Origin of the sequence: Caballeronia sp. LZ035 (assembly GCF_031451175.1) — a bacterium.
In the GTDB taxonomy this organism is placed as follows: domain Bacteria; phylum Pseudomonadota; class Gammaproteobacteria; order Burkholderiales; family Burkholderiaceae; genus Caballeronia.
The window spans coordinates 74,748-97,328 of the sequence record NZ_JARUXS010000006.1 but is presented as its reverse complement, the minus strand read 5'-3'; the positions used below and the strand labels follow the sequence as shown (position 1 = coordinate 97,328).

Sequence of the window (22,581 nt, the reverse complement as noted above, 5' to 3'; positions counted from 1 at the left end):
TGATTGACGGATCGAACGATCTCGCAACTCGCATGCGGACCGCAACGGTCGGTGCACGTGCCTTCAATGTTGCCGCCAGACCAGGCATGACTCTTCGCCGAAAATCGGCGTGCTTGCGGCGCCTAAGAGCGCTCTCGTACGCTGCGCCACCTTCCCGCCTTTCGACGCGAATCGGACAACGTGTCGTCGGCAGTGCGTCTGGCGCTCCTGTTTCAATCACACGAACGATCGAGCGGCGAAGGCGCTTCGCGCGTCCTCTGGCTCGCCGTGACTGCGGGGAAGCGCTTCGAAAAGACTGAGGCCGACCAGTTCTTCCCGCCGATGCGACGGCGCATTCAGGAACCCATCGTTGACCGGCGAGGACGACCGCGTCCTGAGTTGGCGACAGCAGATAGACGCTCACTGGAGACGCATTGGAAACGACTTCGAAAAGCGTAGAGCTGAAGGCCGCGGCTTTCAACCGACGGCCCCCAAATCCATCTCGAATTAGTTTGGCGATCTCCGCTGATGTTGGACAGACAGCGAGGCCGAGGACATCGTCGTCGATCCGATATGCCGGACGGTCTTAGCTTTTTTGATGCGCGCCGGCACCTCGCGTGCGGCAAGACGCGGCGGTAGCCGCAAACCGAAGTTAAGAGCGACTAGGGCATGAAAACTGCTAGACACGTATCGATCAAACCAAACGATCGGAGCCGACATGGCGACAGACGAGCGACGCCGCCTCGGCGAGTGGCTTCCCCGCGAAGAGGAAGTGATCGCGCGGTTTCGCGAGACCTTTGCGGAACACGCGCGGAAACGAGCGAACATGGCGAAGCGAGCCGGCGTCGTCGAAGAGATGGCGGCGTTCATCCGCGACGATCCGGTTGTGCGCATGGATTTCACACGTGCGATCCGCCAGGCGCGCGAAGCCGGTTACACACTGGGTTATTCGAGTATCGACGAATTCATCGTGCTGCTCGATGCGATGCTGACCTATTCCCCGCCTTTCAGCACATCGAGCCTGATTCACTGTCCCGTCAACGCATTGCTCGACTGGCCGATGGTCATGCCATCCGGCTACGCGCTGTTTCGTGACCCGGCGTTCAACGCGCATCTGAAGAAATTACTGAACGTGTGGTCTGGATTCTTGAGCGGACCGTATTCGCGAACGCATCTGACGACCGATTCACCCAACGGCTGGTTCAGCAAAGAAGCCGACGAGAAGATCGGCCTCGATCAGTTTCTCTGCGATCCGCAAAAGCCTTATTGGGGTTTCGCGTCGTGGAATCATTTCTTCACGCGCGAATTCAAACCCCATGCGCGTCCGGTCGCGCACCCGGACGACAGCAAGGTCATCGTTAGCGCGTGCGAGGCATCGCCGTATAACATCCAACACGACGTGCAGCTTCAGGAATCTTTCTGGATCAAGTCGCAGCCATACTCTCTCCTCGAGATATTTACCGCGAAGGAAGCGGAGCTCGCGGGCCGCTTTGTCGGCGGGACGGTGTATCAGGCCTATCTCAGCGCGTTTTTTTACCACCGTTGGCACGCGCCCGTGAGCGGGACAATCACGAAGGCGTATCTTGTCGATGGCACCTATTACTCCGATGCCGATTCGGAGGGCGAAGAGCCGGGCAGTCTCAACGATTCGCAAGGCTATATCACCGCGGTCGCGGCGCGCGCGGTGATCGTCATCGATTGCGATGATCCATCCATCGGGGAAGTCGCGTGCGTGTTCGTCGGCATGGCGGAAGTGTCGTCGTGCATGATTGAGGCGTTGCCCGGCCAGCGCGTGCGCAAAGGGGAAGAGCTTGGCTACTTTCAGTACGGCGGCTCTACGTACTGCCTGATCTTGAGGCCCGGCGTAGTCGAAAGCTTCGCACGTCAGCCGCCATACCATGACGATGCGCCGCCCGTGCACGTCAATGCGCATCTCTGCACGGCGCGTTGACCGATAAAAGGGGAGCGTGCGCGATTGAGGCTGTACACCGACGCGCGCATCAAACGATGAGCGCGCGAAGGGAGTGTGCGGAGCGCTGCGGCACTACCGCTCGAGCTGGCCCCGCGGCGCATCATTCTGAACTCGCCGGAGAAGCAACGATGACACTCCAGAGGAAAATTGCCAACTGGCGCAGGATCGGCCACTTTTGCACGAGACGCATGGGCGACTATGGGGAGCTGATTTCAGTCGAGCTTGCCGAAACGAAGAAGCGCGTGCTGCACGAAGTGATCGCGCTCGTCACGCTCGCGATCGGCGCGCTGTTCACGTTGTCCTTCGTATCGGTCGCCGTGATCGTAACGGCGGTCGGCACCCCGCATCTGGCGCTGACCGCGTGGTGCGTGGCGGGCGCATGGCTCGCGGTCGCGGTTATTGCCGTGCTCGTAATGATGTCACGCAGGCCGGCGGAGCCGTTCCAGTTGCTGCGCGATCAGTTGCGGCGCGATATGGAAGCGATCAAGGAGGTCGCGCAATGAAGCACGCCGAGGCTCAGGAAGCCATGCTCGCGCGCATGGCCGAATCGCGCGCGGAACTCATCGCAGCGCGTGAGGCGGAGGCGCCGCTGCGCATCAGGCGCACGCCGCGCGTGCGGCCGGCGACGAATAGGGCGCCATGGTTTCTGCGCTCGCCGAATGCCGAATTCATCGCACTTGCGCTCGTCGGCGTCGCGGTTCTGGGCCTGCGCCACACAGTCCAGACGGCAATCGGCGCGGGATTGAACGCGTCGACGCATCGCGCGATTTCCGATCTTTTCAGCGGACTGCGGGAGTAGAGCAGGACTCTCGATGCGGACGTCTGAGCGCCCGCATCGAAAGAACGAACATCGCGCGGGGTTTCCCGGGTGTCCATCGCGTAAGCGCCGCTCAACTCAACGTTGCCGCCTGCCGCTTGGCTCACCTGGCGGGGCCACGCGTCGCGCCGATGACCGCGTTGGCGCCGGACCGCCGCGTAACTCTCGATGAGCGCCGGTCAGTGCAGGCGTGCGGTGTTATCGCCCGCATCCTTTGGGATCTTCGATTCGAGTTCTTCCTTGCGCTGCATCAGCTTTTTGCCGAGTGCGTCGAGATCCGCGCCCGACTTCCGCAGCTTGGGGAACAGGTCCGACTCTTCCTCTTCGATGTGATGGTTCACCATCTCGCTCATCACCTTGAAGGTCGCGTCGAAGCCCGCGTCGCCTGCTTTCAGCTTCACAAATTTTTCAATCAGCACCTTCACGAGAAAGTGTTCGACATACGCTTCCTCGACGTCGGGGCGGTCGTTCTCGCCGAGCGCTTCCTGGGCGGCGGGATAAAGCAGTTCCTCCTCGATCATTGCGTGCACCGTGAGCTCTTCGCAGGCGCGGCGGACGAGCGTGGTCTTCGCGTCGAGATCGTCCCTCGCGGTTTTCCCGAACGCATCGAACAGCTTCTGGACGGCACGATGATCCTCGGTCAGCAGCTGGATCGCGTCTTGGCTCTGCGTCGCCCGGGCGGTAGCGGCGGTCGTCGTTTGTGTGGGATCTTGGCGGGACATATTGTCCTCCGTTCTGAGTTGAATGGCTCCTGCACAGAGCAAGGCGCGGACCCGGCTAGTCGACCGCGCCATGCTATTGCTCGGCGAAAATAGGAGCGTGCTGCGGCTGCCCGCGCGGCTTACGCCGTTCGTTTCCGATTGCGCAGCACGAATTCCAAGCGACGCGCGCGGCGCTTTAGCAGGGTCACATCGGGAAGTGGAAAGGCGCCGAGTACGCGCTCGCGTGATTCTTTCAGATGGCGATGAGCTGACCGCATAAGTGGCCGTACTAATTCAGCTTGGACGAGTTGCGCGGCTTCTCGGCGCCGCCTTTCCAGGCGCACTCGGTACATGCGGCGTCGACGCGGGCTGCTAACCGACGTCATCCAATCCATCCTCGTCATCCTCCGAAGCAGACGCGGTCGACATATATGAGTGACGAAGCCCCTTCCTTGCAGTCCGCCGCGCCAATTACGCTGGCGAGTAATTTGCAAGTGACCGCCTTCGCCGTGAACTGTCCTATGCAGACGAATTCCCAGAGAAATCGGCGAGTGGGACCACACTATGTTTCCGCTCGAAGCGCTCGATGACAGCGTCAGCAAAGACCGATCATGACGGGATCTTACTCGGCGGGAAGAACAACCTTCGATGGCAAGATGTCGGCGCTCATTTGGCAACAGACGTATCACCGCTTGCGACGATCTGAAGGTCGACTTGAAGGGTTGCCGCTTCCGTGTACGGCGCTGACGGACTCCAGCCGAATTTGAGACTGTTGCAGACGGTCACCGGCTCCGTGGCATGCCTACGCGCCTCCCGTGATTCTGACGGCCGAACTTCCGTCCTTCACGATTCCGGATCAGCCGGTCGGTTGGCACGAGCCACAGACCCATGTCATTGGTGCGCTCGTCGCGAGCCAGATCGAACTGCGTATCAGTCGAATCGACAACGTGTTCCGCTGGTTTCTGGTAAGAGCACAGCCGGTCGCAGACTCAGCTAGACGTAATGAAGGTTTGATCGGCTCTGACACCGTTATTGAGCTGCAGCGACAGCAGTCGGGTGCCTGCAATCCTTCAAGGCGGCCAAATGCCACGTTGCGAATCGAGGACGCTGAAACCCGCGGCTTCGCGCTCGGCGTGGCTTCGCACGGTGTCGACACCGCGTCGACACGGCGTCGATACGGCACGCGGGTATCAGGACAGCGGGAAAATGGGTGCGTTTCCCGGCCTCGGTATCGGACTGAACGGCGTCTTTATCGCCTTCGTCGTGCCGCTGCTGCGGCCAGTCCTGTCGCGATCCGCCGGAAGTTGCCGATCATTGTCGTGGCGAACGGGAACAAGGGTTGCAGGGAATACGACAGACTGTCTGCATCCAACTCTACGGGTTAAGCACGCGAGCCTCACGAAACGGATCATTGCTCTCGCGCGGTGTGTTGATTGCCGGCGCGGCCGTCGCATCGATCGGGATTGCGGCGTGGACCGCCATGCGCGCGCGACGTGCGGAGCGCGACTGTCCGCCGCTCGGCCAGTTCATCGAAGCCGAAGGTGTGCGGCTCCATTACTTCGACGAGGGTGACGGTCCGGTCGTGGTGCTGCTGCATGGAAACCTGGTCACGGCGCAGGATTTCCTGGCGAGCGGGCTGTTCGATCGTCTATCGAGACGCTATCGCGTCATCGCTTTCGATCGTCCGGGCTTCGGATACAGCGAGCGGCCGCGCGGTCGCCTTTGGACGCCGCAGGCGCAGGCGCGGACCATCCAATCCGCGCTCAAAAACATGGGGCTGCCCCGCGCGGTAGTCGCCGGCCACTCCTTCGGTTGTGTCGTCGCGGTCGCCATGGCGCTGGAACCGCATATGGAGATTCGAGGGCTCACGCTGATCTCCGGCTACTACTATCCGACCGCGCGGGTAGATGTCGCGATCAGCGCGCCCGTCGCCATTCCGGTCATCGGCGATGTGATGCGCTACACGGTCTCGCCTATCGTCGCGCGCATGATGTACGGGCGTACGGTCCAAGCTATGTTCGCTCCGCGCGAGGCAACCGAGAGCTTCCACACGTATGTGCCGCGTGGAATCGTACTGCGCCCGTCGCAGATGCGGGCCACGGCGGAGGATGCCGCGTGCATGATTCCGGCCGCGGCGCACATGTCGGCACGCTACGGCGAGATGGACATGCCGGTCCGCATCTTCGCCGGCAGCGATGACCTGATCGTCGACGCGGCGTCACAGTCCGGGCGTCTCTTCAAAGACATCGGGCATAGCGTGCTCTCCATCATTCCGAAGCGCGGGCATATGGTCCATTATGACGAAGCCGAGCGCATCGGCGACGCCGTGGAGGCGATGGCGCTCGAATGAGCGCGCCAGACGTAGGCCTACTTGTGCAGCTTGCTGCGCATCGAAGCGACATCGTTCGTGGTGATCGGACGCGCATCGTTGCCCCAGGACGCGCGCACGTACGTCAGCACTTGTGCGATCTGCACATCGGTGAGGCGCGCGGCGAACGGCGGCATCGGCTGACGCGGCGGGCCGTGTATCGTCGCCGGACTGTTGCCGCCTTCAACCAGCAGCCGGATCAGCGAGGTCGTGTCCTCGCTGATGACCGACGGATTGCCGGCAAGCGCCGGAAACGCGTTCTGCACCCCCTTGCCGTCATCGCGATGACACTGCGTGCAAAAGCCCGCGTACACCGCCGCGCCTTGTGCTGGCGCAATGTCGGGAGCGCGCGTTTTAAGACGGCCGGGCTCCGCGAGTGTGGGATCGAAGATGCCATCCGCTGCGCCCGTCGCGGGCAGGCTCTTCAGGTAGACGGCGATCGCGCGCAGGTCGTCATCGGTCAGATACTGCAAACTGTCCTCGATCGTTTCGACCATGCTTCCATATGCAACGATACCCGCGCCGTGCCCGGTCTTCATGAACGCCGCAAGGTCCTGCGCTGTGACACGGCCGAGCCCCGAGCCGGGATCGGCTCGCAGATTCGGCGCGAACCAGTTGTCGTTGATGCCGCCGGATAGAAACGCTTTCGATGATTCGTCGTAGCCGCGCTCCTGATAGCCGATGCCGCGCGGCGTATGACACGAGCCGCAGTGCCCGAGCGACTGCACGAGGTACGCGCCGCGATTCCAGTCGGCATCGTGGCCGGGTCGCGGCGCGAAGCGGTCCTTCGGTGCAAGCGCCGCGCGCCACAGACGCAGCGCCCATCGCTGGTTGAACGGAAACGGTACTTTGGTCTCGGGCGGCTTAAACTTCACGGCCGGCACGCCTTGCATCATGTAGGCGTAGAGGGCGCGCATGTCGTCGTCGCTGATCTTGACGAAGGCGGGATAGGGCATCGCCGGATACAGGCCCTTGCCATCCCGTCGCACGCCTTCGCGCAACGCTTTCGCGAAGTCCTCGAAGCTATATGCGCCGATGCCCGTCTCGCGGTCCGGCGTGATGTTGCTGCTCACGATGGTGCCGAAGGGCGACGTCATTTCGAGTCCGCCGGCATACGGCGCGCCGTGCGATGCCGCCGTATGGCAGCCCGCGCAATCCGCGGCTTTCGCAAGGTACGCGCCCCGCGCAAGCAGGTCGGGCGAGGGCGCTGCATCGTCCGCCATGGCGACAAGCGGCCACAGGAGCAGGATGAGGAGAAAGCGGGAGACGTTCATCGTCATTGGTGATACAGATAGGCGGCGATGTCACGGGCGTCAGATTCGCTTACACCGAGATCGGGCATCGCGCTGCCCGGCACGATACGCTGCGGGAAGCGAATCCACGTCTGCAGATTCTCGGGCGTGTTGGGCAACTTACCGGCGACGTAGGCGCGCTCGCCGATTTTCTGCAGCGTCGGCCCGACCTTGCCGTAGGCGCCCGGCACGCCGTCAATGCGATGACAAGCGCCGCAGCCGTAGCGCCGGATCGCATCGAGGCCGCGTTGCGGATTGCCGCCGGTGATCGAATCGGACGAAGGCGGCTCGCCCTTGCACGCAGCGAGCGCGACGACCGGCAACAGCGCGACGATAACTTTGCGCATGCTGTCATCCCTCGCGGGCGATGCGCTCGCCGATGCGCGGCGGCGGGCGTCGCATCAGCCAGCGCGCACCGACCATCAATCCGCCGATCAGATAAGCCAGTCCGCCCGGCACCCACATCACGAGGCCGCCGAGTTGCTGATCTTGCAGCGGATCGAAGCCGAGCGCGCGCGTGGTCTCGATGCACGACGGATACCAGATGCCCGGCGCCAGCGTCAGCAATGCGCCGAGCGCGCCGGTGTGAACCATCGTCGTGAAGAGGGAGAGCATTGCGTGCGCGTTCGACGCGCCTTCCGGCCCACCTTCCGACGCACCTGCCGATACGCGGCCGAACACGGCCCACCAGAAGAGCAATGCGCTTGCGAGGAAACTCGCATGCTGCAACGTATGGATGCCGGGCCGGGCGAGCGCCGCCTCGAAGAAGCGCGGCGCATGCCAGATCCAGAGCGCGGCGGCGTGGAGCGTCCACGCGACGAGTGGCAATGTGAGCCAGCGCCACGGCAATCTGATCCAGCGCGAGCGCGTCGCCGTGCCGATGCGTACTCTCGCGTTCGCGGGAAACGCCCAGAGCCACACGCCGAGCGGCCGGCCGATGACGAGCAGCGGCGCCGCGACCAGCATGAAGAGTTCGTGCTGAAGCATGTGCGCTGAAAACAGCCATTCGCTCAGTCCGTGCAGCGGCGACACCAGCGCGACCACGAGCGTGAGCCATCCCGCGATGAATGCGGCAAGCCTCGCTGCGCGCTCCTTGCGGCCTTGCGCGCCGCGCCTGCGCAGCTTCACATATCCGACGAGATAAAGGACCACGCTCACCGTCAGCACGACGATGACCCACGGCTCGAACGTCCACGCGAGAGGCGACGCCTCGGGCGTGTCGGCGGGAACGTGCGCGTTTGCACCGGCACATGCGAGCAGCGCGCAAAGCGGTGCGAGTTTCAACATGCGGACAGCAACCATTGCGGTATCGATATGGCGATCACGGACAAGACCGACAGCGCGCCCACGCCTGCCGCGACCGCGGCGATGAACGCCGGGCGCGCGGGACGAGCGGCGGTATCGGGCGCCGGCAGGGCGAGCGCACGCCGCGCGTCGCGCCAGCGCTTCCAGGCGAGCAGCGTCGCGGCCACGCACACGATCGCGCTCGCGCCGCTCACACCGTGCAGCAACGCCTCGCCTCCAAGCCGGCATGCCGGCGTCACCAGCGCATAGTTCACGCTGAGGCAGCCGAGGACGACGGATGGAGCGCCGAGCAGCGCGAGCCAGGTCTTCATAGCCGGGCCGCCCAATAGATCACGCAGTAGATCGGCAGCCAGCTCAACACGACGAAGTACCAATAGAGCGCGTTCTCGCTGACATCGACGAACCGCTTGCTCTCGAATGGTCCGGTGAAGAGCAGCACGGTCAGCACGGCGGTATCGACGGTATCGGTGATGAGATGAGTCGTGTGCAGACCGAGCAACAACCACACGACCGACCCATACGCATTCGTGTACCAGCTCACGTTCAGCGAAGCGAACTCGAAGCCCCGTATCACGAGGAACGCGATCGACGCGACGAGGCAGACCGCGAGCCAGATCGCAGCTTTGCGGCGCTCGCCTCGTTCGGCTGCGTTCTTCGCAAATTGGTTGGGCGCGAGGCTCACGATCAGTACCACGGTGTTCAGCGTGCCCCATAAAAGACGCGGTGCATCGGCGGCCATCGGCCAGGCGGGCGCGCGCGTGCGCAGATAGAAGTACATCATCACGGCGATGGCGAACACGGTGCCTTCGATCAGCATCAGGCCGGCCGTGCTCCACCACATCAGACTGCGATGACTGAAGGCGAAGGTGGGCAGCGCGCGCACGTCGAGCACGAAGTCGCCTGTCTCGGGCCTGTCGGGCCGCGGCGTCGCCGTGCGGGTATCGGTGTTCATGGCTGACGCTCCCGCGCGACGGCGAGCCGGTTATCGGCGCGGTTCGGCCAGAACCACCCGATCATCGCGATCGCAACGGGCAGCGATGCCCATACGATCGCCCACGGCGTATAAATGGAGCCGATGAAAAGCACGGTCGTCGCCACTGCGCTGACGAATGGCCAGACTGATGGCTTCGGAAACAGCGGACGGTGATCGGGCTGCGCATCGAGCACGCTCGTGACCAGAACCTCGCGTGCATCCGCAGCAAGCCCCGCGACGAATGCGGGCTGCGCGGCGGGTTCCCACAGCGGATCTCGGCCGTGCACGACCGGAATGGCATCGAAGTTATGCGGCGGCGGCGGCGACGGCACGCTCCATTCGAGCGTTCCCGCGCCCCACGGATCGGCGGGAGCGCGTTCGTCGCTCCTCACGCTTCGGACGACATTGACGATGAAGAGCAGCACGGAGAGCGCGATCATGTACGCGCCGACCGTCGCGGTGAGATTCATGCCGTCCCAGCCGAGCCCGTGCGGATAAGTCCACACGCGTCGCGGCATGCCTTCGAGACCGAGCAGGTGCATGGGAAAGAAAGTCACGTTGAAGCCGATGAAAAACAGCCAGAACTGCCACTTGCCCAGACGCTCGTCGAGCATGCGCCCCGCGAACTTCGGGAACCAGTAGAAGAACGCGCCGAAGAGCGGAAACACGCCGCCGCCGAACAGCACGTAATGCAAATGCGCGACCACGAAGTAAGTATCGTGAACCTGCAGATCGAGCGGCACGGACGCGACCATGATGCCGGTCATGCCGCCCATCACGAGGATGAAGAAGAACGCGAGCACGAAGAGCAGCGGCACGCGCAGATTCAGCTTGCCGGTCCAGAGCGTGCCGATCCAGCAGAAGATCTGGATCGCCGACGGAATCGCGATCATCAGGCTGGCGGCCGTGAAGAAGCTCTTGCCAAGCTCGGGGATGTTGGTCGCGAACATGTGATGCACCCAGAGCCCGAACGCCAGAAACGCGGTGGCGATCAGCGAAAGTACCATCGCTGGATAGCCGAACACGGGACGGCGCGCGAACGTCGGAATGATCGACGAGAGGAAGCCGAGCGGCGGGATGAAGACCAGATACACCTCGGGATGGCCGAAGAACCAGAACAGGTGTTGCCACAGCAACACGTCGCCGCCTTTCGCCGGGTTATAGAAATGGGTGCCCACGAGCCGGTCGAGAATCAGCGCAGTGCTGCACAGCATGACAGCGGGCATCGCGAAGATCACCATGAGCTGCGTGACTAGCGTGGCCCAGACGAACAGTGGCATTCGGTTGAGTGACATGCCGGGTGCGCGCATCTTGAAGATCGTCGTGATGAGAACGACCGCTTCAATAAGACCGGAGAGTTCGGTGAAGGTGATCATCTGCGCCCAGATGTCCGCGCCCTTGTTTGGCGAGTAGTCGGGGCCGGCGAGCGGCACGTAGCTGAACCAGCCCGCGTTCGGCGCGGTGTTCACGATGAGCGCGCCGAACAGCAGCAGCCCGCCGAACAGGAAGACCCAGTACGCGTAGGCGTTCATGCGGGGAAACGCGACGCTGCGCGCGCCGATCATCAGCGGCACGAGGTACGCAGCGACGGCCTGCATCACCGGCACGGCGAAGAGGAACATCATCGTGGTGCCGTGCATCGTGAAGAGTTCGTTGTAGAGGTTCGGTCCGATCAGGCGTTGGTCCGGACGCGCGAGTTGCGTGCGCATGACGAGCGCGAGCAACCCGGCGAGCAGAAAGAACGCGAAGCACGTCACGATGAAGCGCCGCGCGATCGTCTTGTGGTTGATCGCGCTCAACATGCCGATGAAGCCGGGCGGATCGCTCCAGGTTCTCGCGAGTGCGTCGCGCACGTCGGGCGCGGCGTGCGGACCGTCGGTCAGCGGCGTGTCCGTCATTTCAAGGTCTCCAACCACGTGAGCAGCGCCTGCAGGTCGTCGGGCGGCAGGCGTGTGGGCGGCATCGCGGTGCCTGGCTTGAGCGTTCGCGGATCGATAATCCAGCCCGCGAGATTGCCGCGGTTGTTCGCGAGGGTTCCTGCGGCGATGAACTGCCGGCTCGCGACGTGGGTCAGATCCGGACCGATGCTTCCCTGCGCGGGCGTGCCGCGCACGGTGTGGCAGCGCGCGCAATCCTGTGTCAGGAATACGTCCCGACCGCGCGCGGCGCGTCCGTCTGACGTTTGCGCCGCCGGCTCGCGCTGCCGCGCGGCCCAGGCTTCGTATTGCGCGGGCGGATCGGCTGTGACCGAGAAGGCCATCAGCGCGTGCTCGTAGCCGCAGAACTCCGCACACTGACCGCGATAGACGCCGGCCTTGTCGGCGCGAAACTCGATGGTCGCGTCCCGTCCGGGAATCATGTCCTTCTTGCCGTGCAGGCTCGGCACCCAGAACGTATGAATCACGTCGGCGGCCGTGAGCGAAACGACAACGGGTCGTCTCACTGGAACATGAAGCTCGTTGGCGAGCACGAAACCGGATGCGCCGTTTTCATCGGAATAGCGCGCTTGCCACCACCACTGATAGCCAGTCATCTCGATGTGCAGCGCATTGTCGACCGGCAGCCGGGACAACGCGCGGTCCGTGACGACGTCCGCGAGTACGAGTGCGAACAGGAGGAACGCGGAGAGTCCGGTGGCCGCAGTTACCCAAAAGCGCATTCGCGGGTGCGCGCGATTCACCGTGGAGACGTCCGCCGGCGTCGCGCGGTTGGCGCGCGGAGCGCGCACCATCGCGATCAGGCATGCCAGCAGGATAGCCGCGAAGACCACGCAGCAGACCGCGAGTGTCAGATGCCAGAGGTCGAGAATGCGGCTCGCCTGAATGCCGGCGGGGGTCAGGGCGCTTTGCATGGTACGTCGGCCATTTTCCCAGGTGAGCGCGTCTCGTCGGAAATGGACAGAAACCGAACAGGCACGTTCGCAACAGCAATCGCCGTTCCCTAGAGCGTTATGTCGGGTCGCGATTCGAGAAGTACCGGTGCAGGAGTGTGCTTGCGCTCGTGCCATGCAGGACAACGGAAAGCACGACGGTCGCGAGCACGATCGGCGCGATCGGCTGGACATGCTCCTTGCCTGCCTGTTCGAGCGCGAAGAGCAGATAGTAGAAGGCACCGACGCCCCGAATGCCGAGCTCGACCGATTCGAGCGCCTTACTGGCGTCGTCTCTCCCGTCGCGGCGAGTTCCTGCCGACGCAAGGCCACGCCCGCCGTGAACACCGCGATGAACGCATAGCCATGCACGAGGAGCGCCGCACCATAGGCAAGCGCCATGATTCCGAGCGCAATGAAGCCTTCCAGCCCAAGCGCTTGCCGATAACGCGTTTGCAGGCGGATCACGAGGCGCACGACGCCCGAGCCGATTCCCCAGCCGATGACGAGAGCACTGACGATGCCCCAGGCGATAGCTGCGGCGAAGGTCCACGGATTGCCGCTGCCGAGACTCGGGCTCCCGCACAGCGCGAGCGCGATCAACGCGAACGGATAGGCGGCGCCGTCGTTGGAACCGTCCCCGGGTGAAAGCGCGAAGCGCAGCGCCTCGTCGTCGCCGGCCTTGCGTACGCGCAGCTCGTTGGCGAGCACCGGATCGGTCGGAGCGAGGATCGCTGCGAGCAGCAGCGCGGGTCCGGCGGCGAGGCCGAGGCCGAAACGTGCTGCGAGATACATCAGGCCGATCGTCAGAATCATGGCCGGCCCGGCGAGCCACGACGTGAGCCGCCAGAGTTCGCTCGCAAGCGGCACGCGCAAATGCATGCCGATCGCGAACAGCGAGACGACGAGCCCGGCTTCGGTCAGCACGCGCAGCAGGCGCAAGTTTCCTTCGATGTCGGGCTCGAGCAAACCGACGCCGGCCGGACCCAGCACGAACCCCGCGACGAGATACACCATGGCGCCAGTCATCGCCAAGCGGACGATTAAGCCGTGCATACCGCCATGAGGATCAGCAGTGCGCCTACCACCATGAACCAGACCGCCTCGCTGATCACCGCTCGCTCCTCGACTTCGTTTCCCGTGCTTGCCTGTGAAACGTTCGTTGGCAACGCGGTGAAGCAATCAGTATTCCATGACGCGTCCTTCGACCTTGCAGCTGGCATACGAACTGCTGCCCAGCATCGCATGCGAGCCAGCCCTCAAGAAGGCGATCATGGACATCCCACAACAAGTCGTTTCTTTTCTCAGCTCGCGTGGTCTCACGCTCGCGACCGCGGAATCGTGCACGGCTGGATTCATCGCGTCGCTGGTGTCGTCGGTGCCCGGCAGTGGGGGCTGCCTCGACGTGGGCTTCGTGACCTATTCGCCGACGGGCAAGGCGGGCTTTCTCGGCGTACGCGAGGAAACCATGCAGCAGCACGGACTCACGAGCGAAGCGGTCGCGCGGGAGATGTCGGAGGGAGCGTTGCAGCAGGAAGCGTGCTGTGCGCAGGTCGCGGTGTCGAACACGGGCGTAGCCGACGAGGTGCCGGACGGACCGCCGCCGGGCACGCAGTGTTTCGCCTGGTCGTATCGCACGCGCGAGGGCGACATTCTTACCTTCGCCGAGACGAAGAAATTCGAGGGCGAACGCAACGACATCCGGCGTGCGGCAGCGCTTTATGCGTTGTCGCGCATCGAACATTACTTCGGTCAGCAGCAGGCACAGCGCGTGAGGGAGAAGCGATGAACGAGCAAAGCATCGATTGGCGCACCTGGCAGGAAGAGATTATTCGCGAACTCGGCGTCACCCGAGACTTCGACGTCGAGGCCGAGCGCGAGCGTCGTATTGACTTTCTTTCGAATTACCTCGTCGAGCAGGGGTTGCGTACTTTTGTGCTGGGGATCAGCGGCGGCGTAGATTCGTCGACGGCGGGCCGTCTCGCGCAACTGAGCGTCGAGCGCATCCGTGCAAGCGGATATGATGCGCGTTTCGTCGCGCTCAGGCTGCCGTATGGCACACAGCGCGATGAGGAAGACGCCCGGCTCGCGCTCGACTTCATCCGGCCGGACGAGGCGCTGACTGTTGACGTGAAGCGCCCATCCGACGAAATGCTCGGGGCGCTGAAACGCGCGGGCGCGCAATATACCGACGATTTCCACGAAGACTTCGTGCTCGGCAACATCAAGGCGCGCCAGCGCATGATCGCGCACTATGCGATAGCGGGCGCTCGCGTCGGCGTGGTGATCGGCACCGATCACGCTGCCGAATCGCTGATGGGCTTCTTCACCAAGTTTGGCGATGGCGGCGCCGATATCTTGCCGCTTTCGGGGCTGAACAAGCGCCGCGTGCGAGCCCTCGCGCGTTCGATGGGTGCCGTGGATCGCCTCGTGATGAAACTGCCCACGGCCGATCTCGAATCGCTCACGCCGCAGCGTCCGGACGAAGAGAGTTACGGCATCAGCTACGAAAACATCGATGACTTCCTGGAGGGCAAGGATGTCGGCGAAGAAGTGCTGCTTACAATCCGCCGCTTCTATATGGCAACGCGTCATAAGCGCATGCTTCCGGTCGAAGTGCCGCGCTCAGCCGATTGACGCGGGTTTTTTCTCCCAAGGCATGGCATGCGAGTCCACCACCTCAACTGCATATCGAGCTGTCCGCTCGGCGGCAAGCTCTTCGACGGTCGCACGCCGAGTCTTCTGCGGCGCGGCGAACTCACATGCCATTGTCTGCTGGTCGAGTCCGAGGAAGGTCTCGTGCTGATCGATACAGGCTTCGGCCTGCGCGATGTCGCCGACCCGCGCAACCGCCTTTCGGCATTTTTCCTCTTGATGCTCAAGCCCGAGTTCCGCGAGGAGATGACCGCGATACGCCAGATCGAAAGATTGGGCTTCTCAGCCGCCGACGTACGGCACATCGTGCTCAGCCATCTCGACTTCGACCATGCGGGCGGTCTGGATGATTTCCCGAACGCGATCGTGCATATGCTTCGCATCGAGCGGGACTATGCGGTCCAGCAGCGAACCTGGCTCGATCGACAGCGCTTTCGGCCTCAACAATGGTCGACGCAGCCCAACTGGCAATTCCACGACGCAATCAGTGGCGACCGTTGGCATGACTTCGAATGCGTGCGGCCGCTCTCCGCGTCGCTGAACGATATTGCGCTGGTGCCGCTCACGGGACATACCTTCGGGCACGCTGGCATCGCGGTGCACAAGGAGAGCGGCTGGCTGCTAATGGCGGCGGACGCATATTTCTTCCACACCGAAATGGATCTGGAGCGTCCACGCTGTACGCCGGGGCTGGCTGTCTATCAGTGGCTGATGGACAAGGATCGAACGGCACGTCGCTGGAATCAGGCGCGCCTTCGCAGGCTGTGCGCTGGCGACGCGTCATCCGGCAAGCTCGACGTGTGCTGCAGCCATGACCCGACAGAGTTCGAGCGCCTTGCGGGGCGCTCGGCGGGCGTCCCTGCCGAGGCATTCAGACAGCCCAGGTGCGCGCGGGGCTAGCGGCCCGGAATACGAACCGTGCCGCGGCGTTATAGATCGGGTTTGCTGCCTTCCCCGCCGGTTCGCGCGCGGTCAAACGTATTGCTACCCATGCCGGGTTCGCTCGCCAGTTGCTGCTGCGCCAGAATCCAGAAATCCTCGGAGCGTCCCTCCGGACGGCCTGCTTCTTCCCAAAGCCTGTGAGCGAGTGCGCGGATCTGCTCTTCCGTAGTGGGAACGTTCATGCTCTTCTCCGGTGGAATCGATGCTGAACACAGCACGCTCAACGCGAGGCGAGCATGCCCACGACGACCCCGGCCAGCGCGGCAATCGCGATGGCATTCCACGGATTCTCATGCACGAAATCGTCGGTCGTGTCGGCTGCGACCCTGTACTTCCTACTCATGGCATCTTGCATGTCCGCGAATTTGTCCTTGGCGCTCGACCGCAAATCGCCCGACGCGCCGTTGCTGCCCCCATTCCACGACTGCGACGCTTCACGGAAACCATGACCGTCTCTCTTTGCGGACGGCTCACTGTGTCCATCAGTAGCCATGCTCTCGCTCGTCGGAAATTCGTAGCTACTGCCGGCGCGTTCGGTCTTCAGAGCGTCGACGGGGTCGAGCGTGCGATCGTTGTCAGCCATGGTTGCCTCCGACGGGCATAGTGGAATACGTTAGGGTAGCCGAGTATCCGTGCAAACGGCACGCGCGGTACCGCAATCCGCGTGCCGCTTCTCCGGGATCACGCGGTTTCCCCGCAACTCCCGTCGCCAACGATCGAGCCATGGAAGACGATCAGATGAACGTAGGCCGCTCACTGCATCCGACGCGCGTGATGTGCGCGAAAGGCTTCATACCGCTCTGGACCGCCGGCGCGGTATCCACCTCGATGATGTGGCTGGAAATGCTCGTCGCTGCGCTGTTCACTTTCAAGACGACGAATTCCGCGGTGGCCGTCGCAGTAGTCTCCGCCTGCCGGAGTCTGCCGCTTCTTCTGAGCGGAGCGGTCGTGGGCGTGGTGGCCGATGCAGTAGACCGAAAGAAGATTGTGCTTGTCGGGTTGTTGCTGGCGAGCGCTTCGTCGACGACGGTCGCGGTCCTGTCCTGGCTTGGCACGCTGGCTACCTGGCACCTTTGCGCAGCCGCGCTGGTGAGCGGCGTCGTCTATGCCACCGAGATGCCGGCACGAAGGCGCATGATCGCCGAGACGGCGGGGACGGCGATGGCTTCTCGCGCGGTCGCCATCGACAGCATGACCAACTACGCGACGCGATGCATCGGCCCTCTGTTTGGGGGCTGGATATACGGCGTGCTCGGCGTCGCAACGTCGTATTCTCTTTCGGCGGCGTCGTCTCTCTTCGCGGCGGCGCTCATTTCCCGCCTCGAGGCCGTGCAAACGTCGACCAGCTGGCTCTCATCGTCGCAGATTCGCCGAGACCTCGTCGAGGCGTGGCGATATGCGCGCGGCCACCGAACGATGATGGCGCTTCTGGTCGTGACGGTCATCACAAACTTATGCGGTTATAGCTATAACGTTCTGCTGACGCCTCTTGGCAGGGAAACGTTCAACTTGTCGGCCTTGATGATCGGCGTGCTTTGCTCGGCGGAACCGGCAGGGTCCTTCGTGGCCGGAGCAATCATCGGAAGCGTTCGACCGCGCGGCCGGTCCCTTCTCTGGTTGCTGACGGGATCGATATTGTTCTTTCTTGCGATAGCGGTTGCCGGGTCCGCGAGCGCGCACAAGTGCTCGCTGACCTTGCTGCTGCTCATCTTCTTCATCGGCGGACTGGGAAGCGCCGCGTACAACATACATCAGACGACCATAGTTATCGAATCCGTGCCCGATGCCATGCGCAGCCGTGTCTTTGGCTTAGTGACTGTCGGAATCGGATGCTGGCCGACAGGAACGCTATTGGCAGGCGGGCTTGCAGCAGTGCTCGGCCCCGCCGGTGCGCTGATCGTTCTGGGCATGACCGGTATCGTGGGCAACGGCCTTCTGGTACTTTGCGCAGCGCGCGCAGGCGTCCGCGTAAGCAGAAGTCGAGCGAAACAGTAGTGTACGTGAGTGAGCTTCCGCCGACCGTGCGTCCGTCGCCTGGTACGCGCTGAAGGCCGCCGGAAAGGGAACGTCATTTGCTCGCGCGAGGTACAAACAGATCGAACACGTGCGAGGCAAGACATGGCCGAATCAGACAATGGCGTTCGCAAGAGCGCCGCATACCCGTATTCGTCGGGCGGATGGGGATCGCTGAAAGCGGTCGCAGGCGCGCTCATCCGGGAAAAGGTGCCGTTGAAGGAAAGCACGGTCCTGCTGAAGCAGAACAAGCCCGATGGCTTCGCCTGCGTGAGCTGCTCGTGGGCCAAGCCGGCGGACCCGCATACCTTCGAGTTCTGTGAAAGCGGGGCGAAGGCGACCGCGTGGGACCTGACTGCGAAGCGCATGACGCCGCAGTTCTTCGAGTTGCACACGGTGACGGAGCTATGCGCGTGGCACGATCACGATCTCGAAGATGCGGGGCGTCTCACCGCGCCGCTGCGCTACGACGCCGCCACCGAAAAATATGTGAGCGTCTCGTGGGACGAAGCATTCGAGGACATCGGCCGCGAGTTGCGCGCGCTCGATCCGAAGCGCGTGTCGTTCTATGCATCAGGAAGGGCATCGCTGGAAACGTCGTACATGTACCAACTCTTCGCGCGCATGTACGGCACCAACAATCTTCCCGACAGCTCGAACATGTGTCACGAAAGCACGAGCGTCGGGTTGAAGGCCGCGATCGGCGTGGGCGTCGGCACGATCAGGCTCGACGACTTCGAGAAGACCGACCTCATGTTCTTCTTCGGGCAGAACGTCGGCACCAATAGCCCGCGCATGCTGCATCAACTACAGGAAGCGAGAAAGCGCGGCGTGCCGATCATCACCTTCAATCCCTTGCGCGAGCCGGGGCTCATCAAGTTCGCCAATCCGCAATCGCCGCTCGAGATGTTGTCACCGGCGCATACGGTGATCAGCACGCAATATCATCAGGTGAAGACGGGCGGCGACACGGCCGCGATGCTCGGCATCTGCAAGGCCGTCATTCAAGCCGACGACCGCGCAAAGGAACACGGCGAGCCGCGCATGCTCGATGTCGACTTCATCGAAACGCAAACGGTCGGCTTCGAGGCCTTCGCAGATTACGTGCGCGCCGCGTCCTGGGACGATATCGAACGCGTGGCGGGCCTGCCGCGCACCGATCTCGAAGCCGCTGCCGAGGAATACATGCGCGCCAACGCGGTGATGGCGCACTACGGGATGGGCATGACGCAGCACAGGCAAGGCGTGCAGAACGTGCGCATGCTGTGCAATCTACTCTTCCTGCGCGGGAACATCGGCAAGCCGGGCGCGGGGCCGTCGCCCGTGCGCGGACATTCGAACGTGCAGGGGCAGCGCACGGTGGGCATCACGGAGAAGCCGGAGCTCGCGCCGCTCGACAAGCTCGCGAGCCAGTTCGGCTTCGAGCCGCCGCGCGAGAAAGGCATGAACATCGTCGAGACCTTCGAGGCGATGCTCGATGGCAAAGTAAGCGCGGTCGTCAATCTCGGTGGCAACCTCGTGCGCTCGGTGCCGGACCGCATGCGCATCGAACCGGCGTGGCGGAACCTGAAGCTCACGGTCAATGTCGCGACGAAGCTCAATCGCAGTCATCTCGTGCATGGCGAGAAGTCGTACATTCTGCCGTGCCTGAGCCGCATCGAGATCGATATGCAGGCAAGCGGCGCGCAGGCGGTGTCGATGGAAGACAGCACGGGCTGCATTCACGGCTCGCGTGGCGTGGCCGAGCCTGCATCGCCCGATGCGCGCTCGGAGCCGTATATCGTCGCGGCGCTGGCGAAGCATACGCTCGGCGAGCGCTCGACCGTCGACTGGGAACGCTGGCGCGACGACTATGCGCTCGTGCGCGACGAAATAGCGAAGACATATCCCGAGACCTTTCACGACTTCAACGAAAGAATGTGGACGCCGGGCGGCTTCCCGCGCGATCTGCCAGCACGCGAGCGCAAGTGGAAGACCAAGAGCGGCAAGGCGGAGTTCTTCGTGCCAGAAAGCATCGGGGAAGATCCGGACATGCCCGAACGCGAGCCGCAATCGTTGCGGCTCATGACCTTGCGCAGCGACAGCCAGTTCAACACGACGATCTACGGCCATGACGACCGCTTCCGCGGCATCAGCGGCGGCCGCATGGTGATCCTAATGTGCGAGGCGGACATGGTGCGCCACGGTCTCAGGAAGGATGACCGCGTGACTTTGCGCACCATCGCGGCCGATGGCTTCGAGCGGCGCGTCGGGGGTCTGCGCATCGAGCCGTACGACATACCGCAGGGATGCATCGCCGGGTATTACCCGGAGTGCAATCCGCTCCTGCCGCTATGGCACTACGCGAAGGAAAGCAAGGTCCCCGGCGCGAAGTCCATCCCGGTCCATATTGTCGAGGTAAACGGTACGCCGCGCGAGCCTTGAGCGCCGTTACGCGCGATATCGGCGGCGCGCGGAAGCGGGCCGCAGACAGTGCGCGAGCGCGAGCGCGCCGATCGATATCAACGCAAACGATGCGAGCGGAAACGTGCCCACGGTATTCGCCGCGATCGCGCCGGGCCGGTGCTGCGCGACGAGCTGCATGCGGCGCTTCGTCATGCGCATGCCCAGCTCGGACAACTGCGAGGCGAGCGCGCGTTCGGCCGTCGGAAGCAGCACCGTTTCCTCATCCGCGACGTGATGCATCGCTTCACGCATGAGCTGCATGAAACGGGCGTCGTAGGCGGCATCCTCCGGACCCATCGAACGCAGCTTCGCGATGTCTTCGCGCATCTTGTCGTGCTCGGGCTTGCTCTTCGTAAGATGTTCGTCTCCGGCCATCACCTCGCTGAGCGCGGGGTAGAAGATCTCTTCCTCGAGTTGCGCGTGTATTTCTAGCGCCGTGCAGGCGAGCTCGACGATGGCGCGCTTTCTCCACCACGCTCTTTCCGCGTGATAGCGATGAAAAGCCGCCATCACATGCGTGTGATCCATGCGGATCATCGTCGTGATGGAAGGGGAGCAGGATGGCATGTCCACGATGACTCCTCAGCCGCATGTGTAGGGCTGCTGTGATGGTAGGGTATTCGCGTAATCGGTCGACTAACGTTGGAGATGTGGGCTGCGTCCCTCGTTAAGGCTTGAGGACCACCTTGATACATCCATCTTCTTTGTCTCGAAAAGTCTTGTACATCGAAGGACCATCCTCCAGACGCATGCGGTGCGTGATGACAAACGACGGGTCGATCTGTCCGTCCTGGATGCGGCTCAGGAGATCATCAGTCCAGCGGTTGACGTGCGTCTGGCCCATGCGCCAGGTGAGCCCCTTGTTCATCGCGGCGCCGAACGGAATCTTGTCGATCAGTCCGCCATACACACCCGGCACCGAAAGCGTACCAGCGGGACGGCACACGTAGATCATCTCGCGAAGTACGTGGGGCCGGTCGGTCTCCAACATGACCGCCTGCTTGGCGCGATCGTAAAGGGCGTCGAACGAACGCGTCGCGTGCGATTCCATGCCGACTGCGTCGATGCATTTCTCCGGACCCTTGCCCTGCGTCAAGTCCCGCAACCGATCCAGCACGCTTTCCTCTTTGAAGTCGATTGTGATGGCGCCCGCCGCGCGCGCCATCGCGAGACGTTCGGGCACGCGATCAATCACGATCACCTGTTTCGCACCGAGCAGCAAGGCGCTACGCACTGCCATCTGCCCGACAGGACCCGCGCCCCAGATCGCGACGGTATCGGTCGGCTCGATCTCACACTGAACCGCCGCCTGCCATCCGGTCGGAAAGATATCGCCGAGAAAGAGCACCTGCTCGTCGGTGAGCCCGTCCGGGATTTTTACATGCGTCTTGTCCGCAAACGGCACGCGCACATACTCGGCCTGCCCGCCAGGGTAGCCGCCCGTCAAATGCGTGTAGCCGAACAAGCCCGCCGTAGCGTGACCGAACACCTTATCGGCGGCGTCCTTGTTTCGGTTGGAGCGCTCGCAAACCGAGAAATTGCCGCGCTTGCACTGGTCGCACTCGCCGCAGATGATCGTAAAGGGCACGACGACGCGGTCGCCAATTTTTAGCGCCGTGTTGTCTCGGCCAACTTCGACGACTTCTCCCATGAATTCGTGGCCCATCACGTCCCCGGACTTCATGCCGGGCATGAAGCCGTCAAACAGATGGAGGTCCGAGCCGCAGATTGCGCAGGTCGACACCTTAATGATCGCGTCCCGGCCATGCTCGATGAGCGGGTCAGGAACGGTGTCGTATCGAATATCCTTCTTGCCGTGCCAGATGAGTGCTTTCATGGATGCCTCGGGCTGTTTTGTTGCAATGGCGGGTATGCTGTCGTGAACCTAGGCTTCGTTGTCGGCCTTGCCGGGTCTGCCGCTGCGGCTCGTGGGCTCGAGGTCGAGATCGACATGATCGTGCTCGGGCACATATGGCCCTTCCTCGGAATGATCCTTTCCCTTGGGCACAAGAGTCGGGTCGATGTTGCCGTGCTCGCGCTGTTCGATGGTGCCGTCACCTTTTTCCTTTATATCGCCCTCGCCAAGCGCTTTGCGGCGCTCGTCCGCACGCTCGAGGGGATCAGATGGTTCGCTTTGCATCGCCTGCTCCTTCAACACGCTTGAGGGTATCGCTTTCCATTCGAGCAATCGATATGCCTCGATTACCAAGGGTGCGCGCTTTGTCGCGAAACATGAGACATTTCGATTGG

The 22,581-nt window shown here is 63.0% G+C and carries 23 protein-coding genes and 2 pseudogenes; 10 read left to right on the top strand and 15 right to left on the bottom strand.

From position 1 onward, the window contains the following. Window positions 1-697 precede the first annotated feature (697 nt). The 3 genes from QCE88_RS39990 (at window position 698) to QCE88_RS39980 (ending at window position 2,750) form a co-directional block, all read left to right on the top strand. Window positions 698-1,930 carry a phosphatidylserine decarboxylase family protein gene (locus QCE88_RS39990; RefSeq protein ID WP_309911453.1) on the top strand — a complete coding sequence of 411 codons (1,233 nt, stop codon included), beginning with the start codon at window positions 698-700 and terminating at the stop codon, window positions 1,928-1,930. Between the two features lie 149 nt (window positions 1,931-2,079). Continuing rightward, window positions 2,080-2,454, top strand: coding sequence for a phage holin family protein (locus QCE88_RS39985; protein WP_309911451.1), 375 nt, complete (start codon window positions 2,080-2,082; stop codon window positions 2,452-2,454). Then, a complete protein-coding gene (locus QCE88_RS39980; RefSeq protein ID WP_309911450.1) occupies window positions 2,451-2,750 on the top strand; it encodes a hypothetical protein in 300 nt (99 codons plus the stop codon). Before QCE88_RS39985 ends, QCE88_RS39980 begins: the two co-directional genes overlap by 4 nt. 197 nt (window positions 2,751-2,947) lie before the next feature. Here QCE88_RS39980 and QCE88_RS39975 read toward each other — a convergent pair whose 3' ends face one another. Then, on the bottom strand, window positions 2,948-3,490 hold the full coding sequence (locus tag QCE88_RS39975; RefSeq protein ID WP_309911449.1) for a hemerythrin domain-containing protein: 543 nt from the start codon (window positions 3,488-3,490) through the stop codon (window positions 2,948-2,950). 1,070 nt (window positions 3,491-4,560) lie between these two features. On the opposite strand from QCE88_RS39975, the pseudogene QCE88_RS39970 reads away from it, so the two are divergent. Continuing rightward, window positions 4,561-4,762 (top strand): annotated as a pseudogene (locus QCE88_RS39970) (LrgB family protein); the annotation flags it as partial. A 115-nt stretch (window positions 4,763-4,877) separates the two neighbouring features. On the opposite strand, the gene QCE88_RS39965 reads toward QCE88_RS39970, so the two are convergent. Next, window positions 4,878-5,066 (bottom strand): hypothetical protein, encoded by a 189-nt coding sequence (locus QCE88_RS39965; protein ID WP_309911484.1) that lies wholly within the window; start codon window positions 5,064-5,066, stop codon window positions 4,878-4,880. Between QCE88_RS39965 and QCE88_RS39960 the strand changes: the two genes are divergently transcribed. Continuing rightward, window positions 5,052-5,819 (top strand): alpha/beta hydrolase, encoded by a 768-nt coding sequence (locus QCE88_RS39960; RefSeq protein ID WP_309911447.1) that lies wholly within the window; start codon window positions 5,052-5,054, stop codon window positions 5,817-5,819. The genes QCE88_RS39965 and QCE88_RS39960 overlap by 15 nt on opposite strands. Before the next feature lie 17 nt (window positions 5,820-5,836). Here the strand turns inward: QCE88_RS39960 and QCE88_RS39955 are convergent, their stop codons facing one another. The 8 genes and pseudogenes from QCE88_RS39955 to QCE88_RS39920 all read right to left on the bottom strand — a co-directional run bounded on the left by QCE88_RS39955 (window position 5,837) and on the right by QCE88_RS39920 (window position 13,388). After that, window positions 5,837-7,111: a cytochrome c gene (locus QCE88_RS39955; RefSeq protein WP_409018325.1), complete on the bottom strand. Its 1,275-nt coding sequence runs from the start codon at window positions 7,109-7,111 to the stop codon at window positions 5,837-5,839. A 2-nt stretch (window positions 7,112-7,113) separates the two neighbouring features. After that, on the bottom strand, window positions 7,114-7,476 hold the full coding sequence (locus QCE88_RS39950) for a c-type cytochrome (protein ID WP_309911446.1): 363 nt from the start codon (window positions 7,474-7,476) through the stop codon (window positions 7,114-7,116). Between the two features lie 4 nt (window positions 7,477-7,480). Next, entirely contained in the window at window positions 7,481-8,416 is a 936-nt protein-coding gene (locus tag QCE88_RS39945) for a cytochrome c oxidase assembly protein (RefSeq protein ID WP_309911445.1), read from the bottom strand. Beyond that, a complete protein-coding gene (locus QCE88_RS39940) occupies window positions 8,410-8,745 on the bottom strand; it encodes a hypothetical protein (protein ID WP_309911444.1) in 336 nt (111 codons plus the stop codon). Before QCE88_RS39940 ends, QCE88_RS39945 begins: the two co-directional genes overlap by 7 nt. Continuing rightward, entirely contained in the window at window positions 8,742-9,386 is a 645-nt protein-coding gene (locus QCE88_RS39935) for a cytochrome c oxidase subunit 3 (RefSeq protein ID WP_309911442.1), read from the bottom strand. The genes QCE88_RS39940 and QCE88_RS39935 overlap by 4 nt, the downstream gene beginning before the upstream one ends. Further along, the gene (ctaD, locus tag QCE88_RS39930) at window positions 9,383-11,305 is read right to left on the bottom strand and encodes a cytochrome c oxidase subunit I (protein ID WP_309911441.1); all 1,923 of its coding nucleotides are present in this window, start codon (window positions 11,303-11,305) and stop codon (window positions 9,383-9,385) included. Before ctaD ends, QCE88_RS39935 begins: the two co-directional genes overlap by 4 nt. Beyond that, window positions 11,302-11,940: a c-type cytochrome gene (locus QCE88_RS39925; protein WP_309911481.1), complete on the bottom strand. Its 639-nt coding sequence runs from the start codon at window positions 11,938-11,940 to the stop codon at window positions 11,302-11,304. The genes ctaD and QCE88_RS39925 overlap by 4 nt, the downstream gene beginning before the upstream one ends. Window positions 11,941-12,355: 415 nt before the next feature. Then, window positions 12,356-13,388 (bottom strand): annotated as a pseudogene (locus QCE88_RS39920) (cation:proton antiporter). A gap of 161 nt (window positions 13,389-13,549) precedes the next feature. Here QCE88_RS39920 and QCE88_RS39915 point away from each other — a divergent pair. The 3 genes from QCE88_RS39915 to QCE88_RS39905 are packed head-to-tail and all read left to right on the top strand — an operon-like array spanning window position 13,550 to window position 15,831. Then, window positions 13,550-14,065 carry a CinA family protein gene (locus QCE88_RS39915; RefSeq protein ID WP_309911439.1) on the top strand — a complete coding sequence of 172 codons (516 nt, stop codon included), beginning with the start codon at window positions 13,550-13,552 and terminating at the stop codon, window positions 14,063-14,065. Then, window positions 14,062-14,913, top strand: coding sequence for an ammonia-dependent NAD(+) synthetase (nadE, locus tag QCE88_RS39910; RefSeq protein WP_309911438.1), 852 nt, complete (start codon window positions 14,062-14,064; stop codon window positions 14,911-14,913). Before QCE88_RS39915 ends, nadE begins: the two co-directional genes overlap by 4 nt. A 27-nt stretch (window positions 14,914-14,940) precedes the next feature. Next, complete coding sequence (locus tag QCE88_RS39905) at window positions 14,941-15,831, top strand: MBL fold metallo-hydrolase (protein WP_309911437.1); 891 nt, start codon at window positions 14,941-14,943, stop codon at window positions 15,829-15,831. 29 nt (window positions 15,832-15,860) lie between these two features. On the opposite strand, the gene QCE88_RS39900 is transcribed toward QCE88_RS39905, so the two are convergent. Beyond that, window positions 15,861-16,055, bottom strand: coding sequence for a DUF2934 domain-containing protein (locus QCE88_RS39900; protein ID WP_309911436.1), 195 nt, complete (start codon window positions 16,053-16,055; stop codon window positions 15,861-15,863). 38 nt (window positions 16,056-16,093) lie between these two features. Beyond that, on the bottom strand, window positions 16,094-16,456 hold the full coding sequence (locus QCE88_RS39895) for a glycine zipper domain-containing protein (RefSeq protein WP_309911435.1): 363 nt from the start codon (window positions 16,454-16,456) through the stop codon (window positions 16,094-16,096). Between the two features lie 140 nt (window positions 16,457-16,596). Here QCE88_RS39895 and QCE88_RS39890 point away from each other — a divergent pair, with 140 nt between their 5' ends. Further along, window positions 16,597-17,868: an MFS transporter gene (locus QCE88_RS39890; protein ID WP_309911434.1), complete on the top strand. Its 1,272-nt coding sequence runs from the start codon at window positions 16,597-16,599 to the stop codon at window positions 17,866-17,868. Window positions 17,869-17,991: 123 nt separating this feature from the next. Next, window positions 17,992-20,310 (top strand): FdhF/YdeP family oxidoreductase, encoded by a 2,319-nt coding sequence (locus QCE88_RS39885; protein WP_309911433.1) that lies wholly within the window; start codon window positions 17,992-17,994, stop codon window positions 20,308-20,310. 6 nt (window positions 20,311-20,316) lie between these two features. Here QCE88_RS39885 and QCE88_RS39880 read toward each other — a convergent pair whose 3' ends face one another. From QCE88_RS39880 to QCE88_RS39870, 3 genes are all read right to left on the bottom strand, one after another. Next, window positions 20,317-20,898 carry a hemerythrin domain-containing protein gene (locus tag QCE88_RS39880; RefSeq protein WP_309911432.1) on the bottom strand — a complete coding sequence of 194 codons (582 nt, stop codon included), beginning with the start codon at window positions 20,896-20,898 and terminating at the stop codon, window positions 20,317-20,319. Between the two features lie 100 nt (window positions 20,899-20,998). After that, window positions 20,999-22,168 carry a zinc-dependent alcohol dehydrogenase gene (locus QCE88_RS39875; RefSeq protein ID WP_309911431.1) on the bottom strand — a complete coding sequence of 390 codons (1,170 nt, stop codon included), beginning with the start codon at window positions 22,166-22,168 and terminating at the stop codon, window positions 20,999-21,001. 48 nt (window positions 22,169-22,216) lie between these two features. Continuing rightward, complete coding sequence (locus tag QCE88_RS39870) at window positions 22,217-22,471, bottom strand: hypothetical protein (RefSeq protein WP_309911430.1); 255 nt, start codon at window positions 22,469-22,471, stop codon at window positions 22,217-22,219. Window positions 22,472-22,581 lie beyond the last annotated feature (110 nt).

Excerpts from the sequence above, each read along its gene's own strand:
- QCE88_RS39990 (WP_309911453.1), top strand. The coding sequence starts at position 698 with ATGGCGACAGACGAGCGACGCCGCCTCGGCGAGTGGCTTCCCCGCGAA.
- QCE88_RS39985 (WP_309911451.1), top strand. The coding sequence starts at position 2,080 with ATGACACTCCAGAGGAAAATTGCCAACTGGCGCAGGATCGGCCACTTT.
- QCE88_RS39980 (WP_309911450.1), top strand. The coding sequence starts at position 2,451 with ATGAAGCACGCCGAGGCTCAGGAAGCCATGCTCGCGCGCATGGCCGAA.
- QCE88_RS39975 (WP_309911449.1), bottom strand. The coding sequence starts at position 3,490 with ATGTCCCGCCAAGATCCCACACAAACGACGACCGCCGCTACCGCCCGG.
- QCE88_RS39965 (WP_309911484.1), bottom strand. The coding sequence starts at position 5,066 with ATGCAGCAGCACCACGACCGGACCGTCACCCTCGTCGAAGTAATGGAG.
- QCE88_RS39955 (WP_409018325.1), bottom strand. The coding sequence starts at position 7,111 with ATGAACGTCTCCCGCTTTCTCCTCATCCTGCTCCTGTGGCCGCTTGTC.
- QCE88_RS39950 (WP_309911446.1), bottom strand. The coding sequence starts at position 7,476 with ATGCGCAAAGTTATCGTCGCGCTGTTGCCGGTCGTCGCGCTCGCTGCG.
- QCE88_RS39945 (WP_309911445.1), bottom strand. The coding sequence starts at position 8,416 with ATGTTGAAACTCGCACCGCTTTGCGCGCTGCTCGCATGTGCCGGTGCA.
- QCE88_RS39940 (WP_309911444.1), bottom strand. The coding sequence starts at position 8,745 with ATGAAGACCTGGCTCGCGCTGCTCGGCGCTCCATCCGTCGTCCTCGGC.
- QCE88_RS39935 (WP_309911442.1), bottom strand. The coding sequence starts at position 9,386 with ATGAACACCGATACCCGCACGGCGACGCCGCGGCCCGACAGGCCCGAG.
- ctaD (WP_309911441.1), bottom strand. The coding sequence starts at position 11,305 with ATGACGGACACGCCGCTGACCGACGGTCCGCACGCCGCGCCCGACGTG.
- QCE88_RS39925 (WP_309911481.1), bottom strand. The coding sequence starts at position 11,940 with ATGACTGGCTATCAGTGGTGGTGGCAAGCGCGCTATTCCGATGAAAAC.
- QCE88_RS39915 (WP_309911439.1), top strand. The coding sequence starts at position 13,550 with ATGGACATCCCACAACAAGTCGTTTCTTTTCTCAGCTCGCGTGGTCTC.
- nadE (WP_309911438.1), top strand. The coding sequence starts at position 14,062 with ATGAACGAGCAAAGCATCGATTGGCGCACCTGGCAGGAAGAGATTATT.
- QCE88_RS39905 (WP_309911437.1), top strand. The coding sequence starts at position 14,941 with ATGCGAGTCCACCACCTCAACTGCATATCGAGCTGTCCGCTCGGCGGC.
- QCE88_RS39900 (WP_309911436.1), bottom strand. The coding sequence starts at position 16,055 with ATGAACGTTCCCACTACGGAAGAGCAGATCCGCGCACTCGCTCACAGG.
- QCE88_RS39895 (WP_309911435.1), bottom strand. The coding sequence starts at position 16,456 with ATGGCTGACAACGATCGCACGCTCGACCCCGTCGACGCTCTGAAGACC.
- QCE88_RS39890 (WP_309911434.1), top strand. The coding sequence starts at position 16,597 with ATGGAAGACGATCAGATGAACGTAGGCCGCTCACTGCATCCGACGCGC.
- QCE88_RS39885 (WP_309911433.1), top strand. The coding sequence starts at position 17,992 with ATGGCCGAATCAGACAATGGCGTTCGCAAGAGCGCCGCATACCCGTAT.
- QCE88_RS39880 (WP_309911432.1), bottom strand. The coding sequence starts at position 20,898 with ATGCCATCCTGCTCCCCTTCCATCACGACGATGATCCGCATGGATCAC.
- QCE88_RS39875 (WP_309911431.1), bottom strand. The coding sequence starts at position 22,168 with ATGAAAGCACTCATCTGGCACGGCAAGAAGGATATTCGATACGACACC.
- QCE88_RS39870 (WP_309911430.1), bottom strand. The coding sequence starts at position 22,471 with ATGCAAAGCGAACCATCTGATCCCCTCGAGCGTGCGGACGAGCGCCGC.